The organism is Rhabdothermincola sp., assembly GCF_036846205.1.
In the GTDB taxonomy this organism is placed as follows: Bacteria; Actinomycetota; Acidimicrobiia; order Acidimicrobiales; family Acidimicrobilacustridaceae; genus Rhabdothermincola.
In genome coordinates this window covers 19539-27745 of the sequence record NZ_DAIUCK010000038.1, presented here as the reverse complement: position 1 = coordinate 27745, position 8207 = coordinate 19539, and the positions used below count along the sequence as shown (strand labels likewise).

10 protein-coding genes are annotated in these 8207 nt (G+C 70.0%); 2 read left to right on the top strand and 8 right to left on the bottom strand.

Annotated elements, in window-relative coordinates; translation table 11 throughout:
* Both ruvA and ruvC read right to left on the bottom strand, forming a co-directional pair.
* Positions 1-458: Holliday junction branch migration protein RuvA (gene ruvA / locus V7004_RS07515; protein ID WP_334143118.1), on the bottom strand; the 458-nt coding region annotated here is incomplete at its 3' end.
* Positions 455-961 carry a crossover junction endodeoxyribonuclease RuvC gene (gene ruvC, locus V7004_RS07510; protein ID WP_334143117.1) on the bottom strand — a complete coding sequence of 169 codons (507 nt, stop codon included), beginning with the start codon at positions 959-961 and terminating at the stop codon, positions 455-457. The genes ruvA and ruvC, both read right to left, overlap by 4 nt.
* A 136-nt stretch (positions 962-1097) precedes the next feature.
* Between ruvC and V7004_RS07505 the strand changes: the two genes are divergently transcribed.
* Both V7004_RS07505 and V7004_RS07500 read left to right on the top strand, forming a co-directional pair.
* Positions 1098-2111: an ABC transporter ATP-binding protein gene (locus tag V7004_RS07505; protein WP_334143116.1), complete on the top strand. Its 1014-nt coding sequence runs from the start codon at positions 1098-1100 to the stop codon at positions 2109-2111.
* Positions 2108-2938: an ABC transporter permease subunit gene (locus V7004_RS07500; protein WP_208027789.1), complete on the top strand. Its 831-nt coding sequence runs from the start codon at positions 2108-2110 to the stop codon at positions 2936-2938. The genes V7004_RS07505 and V7004_RS07500 overlap by 4 nt, the downstream gene beginning before the upstream one ends.
* Positions 2939-3024: 86 nt before the next feature.
* Here the strand turns inward: V7004_RS07500 and V7004_RS07495 are convergent, their stop codons facing one another.
* The 6 genes from V7004_RS07495 to V7004_RS07470 form a co-directional block, all read right to left on the bottom strand.
* Positions 3025-3501 carry a peroxiredoxin gene (locus tag V7004_RS07495; RefSeq protein ID WP_334143114.1) on the bottom strand — a complete coding sequence of 159 codons (477 nt, stop codon included), beginning with the start codon at positions 3499-3501 and terminating at the stop codon, positions 3025-3027.
* A gap of 2 nt (positions 3502-3503) precedes the next feature.
* Complete coding sequence (locus tag V7004_RS07490) at positions 3504-4259, bottom strand: YebC/PmpR family DNA-binding transcriptional regulator (protein WP_334143113.1); 756 nt, start codon at positions 4257-4259, stop codon at positions 3504-3506.
* A 6-nt stretch (positions 4260-4265) separates the two neighbouring features.
* Positions 4266-4868 (bottom strand): pyridoxal 5'-phosphate synthase glutaminase subunit PdxT, encoded by a 603-nt coding sequence (pdxT, locus tag V7004_RS07485; protein ID WP_334143112.1) that lies wholly within the window; start codon positions 4866-4868, stop codon positions 4266-4268.
* A gap of 39 nt (positions 4869-4907) precedes the next feature.
* Entirely contained in the window at positions 4908-5816 is a 909-nt protein-coding gene (pdxS, locus tag V7004_RS07480) for a pyridoxal 5'-phosphate synthase lyase subunit PdxS (protein WP_334143111.1), read from the bottom strand.
* Positions 5817-5875: 59 nt separating this feature from the next.
* Positions 5876-7003 carry a DUF3048 domain-containing protein gene (locus tag V7004_RS07475; protein WP_334143110.1) on the bottom strand — a complete coding sequence of 376 codons (1128 nt, stop codon included), beginning with the start codon at positions 7001-7003 and terminating at the stop codon, positions 5876-5878.
* Positions 7004-7352: 349 nt separating this feature from the next.
* The gene (locus tag V7004_RS07470; RefSeq protein WP_334143109.1) at positions 7353-8204 is read right to left on the bottom strand and encodes a M48 family metallopeptidase; all 852 of its coding nucleotides are present in this window, start codon (positions 8202-8204) and stop codon (positions 7353-7355) included.
* Positions 8205-8207: the final 3 nt, after the last annotated feature.

The window sequence follows — 8207 nt, the reverse complement described above, 5'->3', positions numbered from 1 at the left end:
CGCCCACCCGGGCCCGCATCCGACGAGGCGGTCGCCGCCGCCTCGAGGCCTGGCACGTCGAGACGTGACTTGAGCTCGACCAGCAGGCGGGCCGCGGTCTTCTTCCCGATGCCTGGCACCAGGCACAGCGCGGCCAGGTCATCGTCGGCCAGCACCCGATGCAGCGCCGACGGCGAGTGGACGGCGAGGATGGCAAGACCCAGCGCCGGGCCCACCCCGTGGGCGCCGATCAGTGCCTCGAAGCACACCCGCTCCTCGCGGGACAGGAACCCGTAGAGGGTCTCGACGTCCTCGCGGCGGTGGTGGTGGATGTACAAGAACACCTCGTCGCCCGGCTCGCCCGCCTCCACCACCGTGGTGGGGGTGACCGTCACCCGGTAGCCGACGCCGGCCACCTCGATGAGCAGCTCACCATCGCCCGCCCGCTCCACCAGCGTGCCCCGGAGCGAGCCGATCACGGCCCGACCCTCCTGGCCGTAGCCGCATGCAGTGGCGCCATCGCGAGGTGGCACAGCGCCACCGCCGCGGCGTCGGCGGCATCCGGCGGGTGCGGAACGGCGGGCAGGTCGAGGAGGGTCTGCACCATGCGCTGCACCTGTGCCTTGGTCGCGCCGCCGTAGCCCGCGACCGCCTGCTTGACCTCGTTGGGCGAGTACTGCACCACCTCACAGCCTGCGGCCGCGGCCTCGGCCATCGCCAACCCGCTCGCCTGGCCGACTGCCATCGCCGTACGGGCGTTGCTCGAGAACAGGACCCGCTCCACAGCGACCGCGGAGGGCCGGAACTCCCTCAGCAGAGCCCGCAGCTCCCGCTGGAGCTCGGCAAGCCGGTGATGGATCGGCGAGCTCGCCGGCGTGGTGAGCACCCCGATGGCCACGGCGCGGCCGCCACCGCTCCTGCCTTCCTCGAGGACCGCGTAGCCGCACCGGGACACACCAGGGTCGATGCCGAGGACGAACACCTGTACGACGGTAGCGGGCTGGGACCGTCCGAGGGTGGACCGTCCCCGCGGGGCCTCCGGTGTCAACACGCGGCCAGCCGGACGGCCCGAGCCCGCCGGGTGCTACAGGAGCTGGGGCTCCTGCCGATGAATCCTTGTGACCACCACGACCGAACCCGCGCCCGCACCGGGGATCGGCGCCTCCGTCCTGGATCCCGACCTGGTCGTCGAGGTGCGCAACGTGACCCGCCGGTTCGGGCGGGTCCCTGCGCTCTCCGATCTCAACCTCCTCGTCCCCCGCGGCCGCATCACGGTGCTGCTCGGTCCGAACGGCGCCGGCAAAACCACCGCCATCCGCATCGTCACCGGCGCGCTGAACCCCGACCGGGGTTATGTGCGCACCTTCGGGGCGGACCCGAACGTCCTCGGTGAGGAGGTGCGCCGGCGATGTGGGGTGGTGTCGGCGAAACCCGCCCTCTACGACCGCCTGTCGGGATGGGACAATCTCCAGTACGCCGCGGAGCTCTACGGTCTCGGCCGCAACGCCGTCGGCCCCATCCGGGAGGCAGCGGCACGGTTCGGGATCCTCGAGGCGCTCGACCAGCAGGTGGGCGGCTACTCGACAGGAATGAAGACCCGCCTGGCACTGGCCCGCTCGGTGCTGCACGATCCCGACCTGCTGCTCTTCGACGAACCGACCTCCGGGCTGGACCCGGAGTCCTCCCACGCGGTGCTCGAGCTCATCCGGGAGATGACCTCCGACGGGCGCACGGTGATCATGTGCACTCATCTGCTGATCGAGGCGGAGGGCCTCGCCGACCAGATCGTGGTGCTCGAGAACGGCAGCGACCTGCTCACCGGGACCCAGGAGGAGCTGACCCGCCGCTACTGGCCCCACGACACCGTCCACCTCGACGCGGAGGATCCCTCGATGCTCGACCGAGCCGCCGACTGGGAGGGAGTCCTGTCCCTCCAGCACGTTCAGACCGCGAGAGGCTCGCGGGTCGAGCTGCAGCTCGACGATCTCCGACGGGTGCCCGACCTGATCGCCCGGCTGGCAGCGGAAGGGGTGCGGCTCACCCGGGTCGAGCCGCACCAGCCCACCCTCGAGGACCTCTACTTCGCGGTACGGGCCGAACGCCGGGCCCAGGCCGTGGGAGCCCGGCCGTGAACACCCAGCGGATGTTCACGGTCATGCGCACGGATCTCAAGCAGCTCGTCCAGTCGAAGGACTTCTGGATCCCGATGGTGCTCCTCGGCGGGTTCTTCTTCGTCGGCGTGCCGGCGTTGATGCTCTCGATCATCAACAACCTGGGGAACGTCGACGCCGTCCAGCAGGTGTCCCAGGCGCTCGAGATGCTCCCGAAGTCCGCGCAGGACGCGGTACCGCAAGCACCGGCACAGACCCAGGTGTCCTACGTGCTGGCGGTGTACCTGTTCGCCCCCATCGCGGTGGTGGTACCCCTCACCATCTCCACCGCGGTGGGCGCCTCCACGATCGTGGGCGAGCGCGAGCGCGGCACCGGGGAGTTCCTGGCCCACTCCCCCGCGGACGTCCGCGAGATCTACCTCGGCAAGCTCCTCGCCAGCCTGATACCCGGCTACGTGACCACCGTCGTGGGCTTCGGGGTGTACTCGCTGCTGGTGAACACCATCGTGGGCCCGGACGTCGGCGGCTGGTTCTTCCCGACCCCGTCGTGGTGGCTGCTGATCATCTGGGTGCTGCCCCCGTTCCTCGCCCTGGCGCTCTCGCTGGTGCTGCGACTGTCGGCGCGGGTCAAGAGCACGGCCGCAGCACAGCAGGCATCCGGGCTGGTGACCCTGCCACTGATCCTCATCGCCTACGGGCAGTCCACCGGTGCGCTGCTGGGGTCCGGGACACCGGTGCTGTCGCTGACCATCGGGGTCATCGCCTGGGCCATCGCTCTCACCAGCCTCGCCACCGGCTTCCGATCGCTCACCCGGGCCCGCCTGCTCGGCGTGGCGAACGAGCAGTAGGGCTCCCGGTTTCGGCCCGCCGGCGGGGCGGCCGACCACCGAGACCTTCCGGCGCGCGGGGACCAGGACCGCCACCCGGGCTCAGGTCAGGTGGCGGGGAGAGAGCCGAGGACGTCGACCAGCTCGTCGACCGAGCGGAACGTCAGACCCGAGGGCGACCGGTGCGCCCAACGGACCACGCCGTTGCGGTCGATCACGAACACGGAGCGGCGGTAGAAGCCGAGCGGGCCGAGGATCCCGTAGGCACGGCCGACCGCCTTGTCCTCGTCGGACAGGAGCGGGAAGGCGAACCCCCCTTCCGCAGCCACGAACGCCTCGTGCTCATCGACCGACTGAGGACTGATCGCCAGCACCGCGGCACCCAGGGTCGCGAACCGGCTGATGTCCGCGCTGTACGTCGCGAGCTGGACCGTGCACACCGGCGAGCGGTCAGCTGGATAGAACACCAGCACCACCGGCTGACCGTGGAGCTCGGAGAGCGAGTACGACCGCCTCCCCTCGGCCGTGCCGTCGGTGCCGGGCAGCGTGAAGTCCGGTGCCGGCTCGCCAGTGCCCAGGGGCACGGTCAGGCTTCCACGGACATCCCGGAGAGGATCTCGTCGGGGATGTCGAAGTTGGCGTAGACGTCCTGCACGTCGTCGTTGTCCTCCAGGGCGTCCATGACCCGCAGGACCGCCTTGGCCGCCTCGGCGGTCTCGATCGGGACGGTGGTGGTCGGCAGCATCGTGGTGTCGGCCGACTCGAAGGTGATCCCCGCGGCCTCGAGCGCGGAGCGCACCGTCGGGAGATCGCCCGGTGCGCAGGTGATCCGCCAGGTGTCTCCCTCGTCGGTGAGGTCCTCGATACCGGCGTCGAGCGCGGCGAGCATGATGTCGTCCTCCTCGACGGACTTCGGCACGATCACCACACCCTTGCGTTCGAACTGCCAGGCCACCGAGCCCGGCTCCGCGATCGAGCCGCCGTTCTTCTTGAGCAGCGACCGGATCTCCGATCCGGTCCGGTTGCGGTTGTCGGTGAGCACATCGATGAGCAGGGCCACGCCGTTGGGCGCGTAGCCCTCGTAGGTGATCGATTCGTAGGTGACGCCTTCGAGCTCACCGGTACCGCGCTTGATGGCCCGCTCGATGGTGTCGAGGGGGACGGAGTTGTCACGGGCCTTCTGGTACATGGTGCGCAACGTCGGGTTGGCGTCGGGATCACCACCCCCCTCTCGCGCGGCCACCTCGACCTGCCGGATCAACTTGGCGAAGAGCTTCCCGCGCGCCTTGTCCTGCGCGCCCTTCTTGTGCTTGATCGTGGCCCACTTGGAATGACCCGACATTCGCCTCTACCTCTCCGGTGTGTCCGTCACGACGCGCGAGCCGGACAGAAACAGCTCGTGGATGCGCAGATCGTCCGACAGCTCGGGGTGGAACGCGGTGGCGAGAACGGGACCCTGCCGGCACACCACCGGCCGACCGTCGATGACGCCGAGCACCTCGACTCCCGGACCCGACCACTCGACGTAGGGAGCTCGGATGAAGACCCCGTGGAAGGGCTGATCACCGATGGCGGCGACGTGCACCTCGGCTTCGAAGGAGTCGACCTGGCGGCCGAACGCGTTGCGCCTGACCGCGATGTCGAGCGCCCCGAACGACCGCTGGTCTGCCCGACCGTCGAGCACATCGTTGGCCAGGAGAATCATGCCGGCGCAGGTTCCCAGAGCCGGCATCCCGCCCGCAAGCCGCGACCCGATCGCGTCGAACAGGTCGTTGGCCTCCAGGAGCTTCGAGATCGCGGTGGACTCCCCCCCTGGGAGGACCAGGGCGTCGACCCCGAGCAGATCCTCTCGTGTGCGCACCTCGACGACCGCGACACCGAGTCGCTCGAGCGCGCGGGTGTGGAGGGCGAAGGCACCCTGCAGCGCGAGCACACCGACCTTCACCGCCACGGCATCGCCGGAGTCACGAGGGCCACGTTCGTCGCGAGGTCACCAGCCCCGCTCGGCCAGCTTGGTGTCAAGGCCGCCGATCTCGAGGCCCGGCATGGCGTCACCGAGGCCTCGGCTCACCTTCGCCAGGATCTCGGGATCGCGGTAGTTCGTCGTGGCTTCCACGATGGCCCGGGCCCGGCGAGCGGGGTCGCTGGACTTGAAGATCCCCGAACCGACGAAGACCGCCTCCGCTCCGAGCTGCATGACCAGCGCGGCGTCGGCGGGGGTGGCGATGCCCCCCGCGCAGAACAACGGCACGGGCAGGCGGCCTGTCCCCGCCACCTCCTGCACGAGGGGCAAGGGAGCCTGCAGCCGCTTCGCCCAGTCGAAGACCTCGGCGGCATCGGCCTGTGTGAGGCGCCGGATGTCGCCGAGGATCGAGCGCAGGTGCCGGACAGCCTCAACGATGTTGCCCGTGCCCGCCTCTCCCTTCGAGCGGATCATGGCTGCACCCTCGCCGATGCGCCGGAGCGCCTCACCCAGGTCGGTGGCCCCGCACACGAAGGGCACGGTGAAGGCCCACTTGTCGATGTGGTGGGCCTCATCGGCAGGCGTGAGGACCTCGCTCTCGTCGACGTAGTCGACCCCGAGCGCCTGCAGGATCTGGGCCTCCACGAAATGGCCGATGCGGGCCTTGGCCATGACCGGGATGGTCACGGCGGCCTTGATGCCCTCGATCATCTCGGGATCGCTCATGCGCGCCACCCCGCCGTCGCGCCTGATGTCGGCCGGTACCCGCTCGAGGGCCATGACCGCCACCGCGCCCGCGTCCTCGGCGATCCTCGCCTGGTCGGGATCGACGACGTCCATGATGACGCCGCCTTTGAGCATCTCGGCCAATCCTCGCTTGACCAGCATGGTGCCGGTCTCGCGCCCGGAGGCCGGGCCGGTGATGTGGTCTGCCATGCAGCCAGTCTACGGCCGGTGGGCACGGGTCCCGGCAGCGATGGCCGTTCGCACGAGGGTCAGCGGCGATACGTGAGCAGCTCGGCGGCGGTCGAGGCGTCGAGCGGGAGCACCGGGGCACCGGTCCGCGGGAGCGCCACCCAGGTGCGCCCGGGGGCGAGCTTGATGGGATTGCCCGCGTCATCTCGCAGCGTCCAGCGGTCCAGCGGTGTGGGCCGCTCCCAGGTCCCGCTGATCGCCCTCCCGCTGGTGAGCACGAAGGCCTGCCCGCTTCCGGTGCTCACCGCCATCGGTGAGCGAGCGTCCGCCGGGCTGGTCCCGTAGTCGAGGAACAGGATGACGACGTTGGGAGGCGACACCTGGACGCCGGAGCCGTCCACCGTGGCGCTCTCGGGCCGGGGGTGGCGCTCATCGATCTGGAAGCGGTCCCAGCCGCCGCGCTCCGCGTCCCACACGTACTCCGCCCGCACGCCCTGGCCGAAGTCGATCACCACCCCTGGCGCTGCGACCCCCTGCGCCGCGACCTCACCGGCCGTTGCGTACTCGAAGAGCGGAGGCGGCGCCGTGCCCCCCTCGGGCGCGGCGTGGTCGCGGAGGGAGCCGAGGGCCGTGTAGAGGTTGTGCGGCGCCCGGCGAGCGCCGTCGCGCCAGTAGTCACCCGGGAACGCGTTGTAGCCGGCGTCGATCAGGAACCCGTTTCGCGCCGCCCCGAGGATCTCCGCGGTCACCCCGGGGTTGCCACCCGACCAGGCGATCAAGGGCCGGTTCAGGTTGGCGAGCAGTGGTGGGTCGGAGCTCCGACCGGAGCGGACCGGTCCGACCCGATCGGGAAGGTTCGAGTGGTACACGAGCGCGTAGCGGGTGATTCCTTCGACGAGCAGCTCGTAGACCACGTCGGCCTCGTTGATGCCGTCCTGCGGGCGAGCGTCGGGGCTGTTGTCCATCTTCACCACCACCACCGGCCGGCCCGCCGCGGCCGGATCGTCGATCGGCAGGCCCGTGAGCGGGTAGGTCGGGGCGGGAGCTGCCGAGGTGGTCGGGTTGTTGGTGGTCGGCGCAGCCGACGAGGCGGGAGCAGCAGCCTCCACCGGCTTGGTGCCATCGCCGCACGAGGCGCTGAGCAGGGCGAGCGAGGCGATCAGAGCTGCGCCCGGGAGCGGGGCGAAAAGCCGAGAGCGTCGACGCACGTGAACCTCCGTCGTGACCCGGCGCGCCGGGACCCAGGTCTCCACCCGGGCCAGCACTCTAGGAAGCTCGCCAGCCGCGGTGGTGGATCCCTCAGACGGGTCTGTCGACCGCACTCGGTGTCGAACAGCACGGTCGGTCAGCAACTCTGGCCGGTTTCGCGCACTGCGCGGCGGAGCCTCGCGCCACGTGTGGTGCGGTCGACGGCACGGATCGCAAGAAAATGGGCCGAAGGGCCCAGCGTCGGCCGGCTCGAGTGCTGGGCAGCATGAAGACGGGCGCCGCCACCAGCACTTCGGGCCCGCTCACCAGCACCGACGAGCACGACTCGGCGTCGAGCCGAGCCTGCGCTCACAGCTCCCGCAGCGCGGCGATCCGCTCCTCGATGGGAGGATGGGTGTCGAACAGGTGAGACCACCGATACTTTCGCCGGCTCTCGCCGTCGTACTGCGGCATCGGTTCCTCGATCCACAGATGGGCGGTTGCACGGTTGTTCTCCCGCACCACCGTGCGATCGTCACGGAGCTTCTCGAGCGCCGCGATCAGCCCCGGCGGGTAGCGGGTGATCTCGACCGCCGACATGTCAGCAAGGGACTCGCGTCGCCGGCTCACCGCGAACTGCATGAGTGTGGCGGCGAGCGGCGCCAGAGCAATGAAGACCAGCGAGATCAGCGCGATCAGCCCTCCCGCAGTGCCCTGATTGTCATTGCGGCGTCCCCCGAACACGAAGAACCGGATGCCCAGGTCCGAGATCAACGCGATAGCGCCCACCATGATGACCGCGAGGGTCGAGACGAGGATGTCGTAGTTCTTGATATGGCTCAGCTCGTGCGCCAGGACGCCTTCGAGCTCGATGCGGTTCATCTTCTCCAGTAGGCCCGAGGTGACCGCGATCGCGGCGTGCTTGGGATCGCGCCCGGTAGCGAAGGCGTTCGGGGCAGGATCGTCGATCACGTACAGGCGCGGCTTGGGCAGTCCTGTGGCGATGCAGAGACCCTCCACGAGGTTGTGCAGGCGGGCGTACGCCTGGGGATCCGCGGGCCGGGCACGGGTGACCGCGAGTGCCACCTTGTCCGAGTTCCAGTAGGAGCCCAGCGCCATGGCGATCGCCACCCCGAGCGCGATGGCAATTCCGGCCCAGCCGAACTGGAACAACCACATGAACGCCGCCCCCACCGCGGTGAGCAGGAGCACGAAGATCACGAT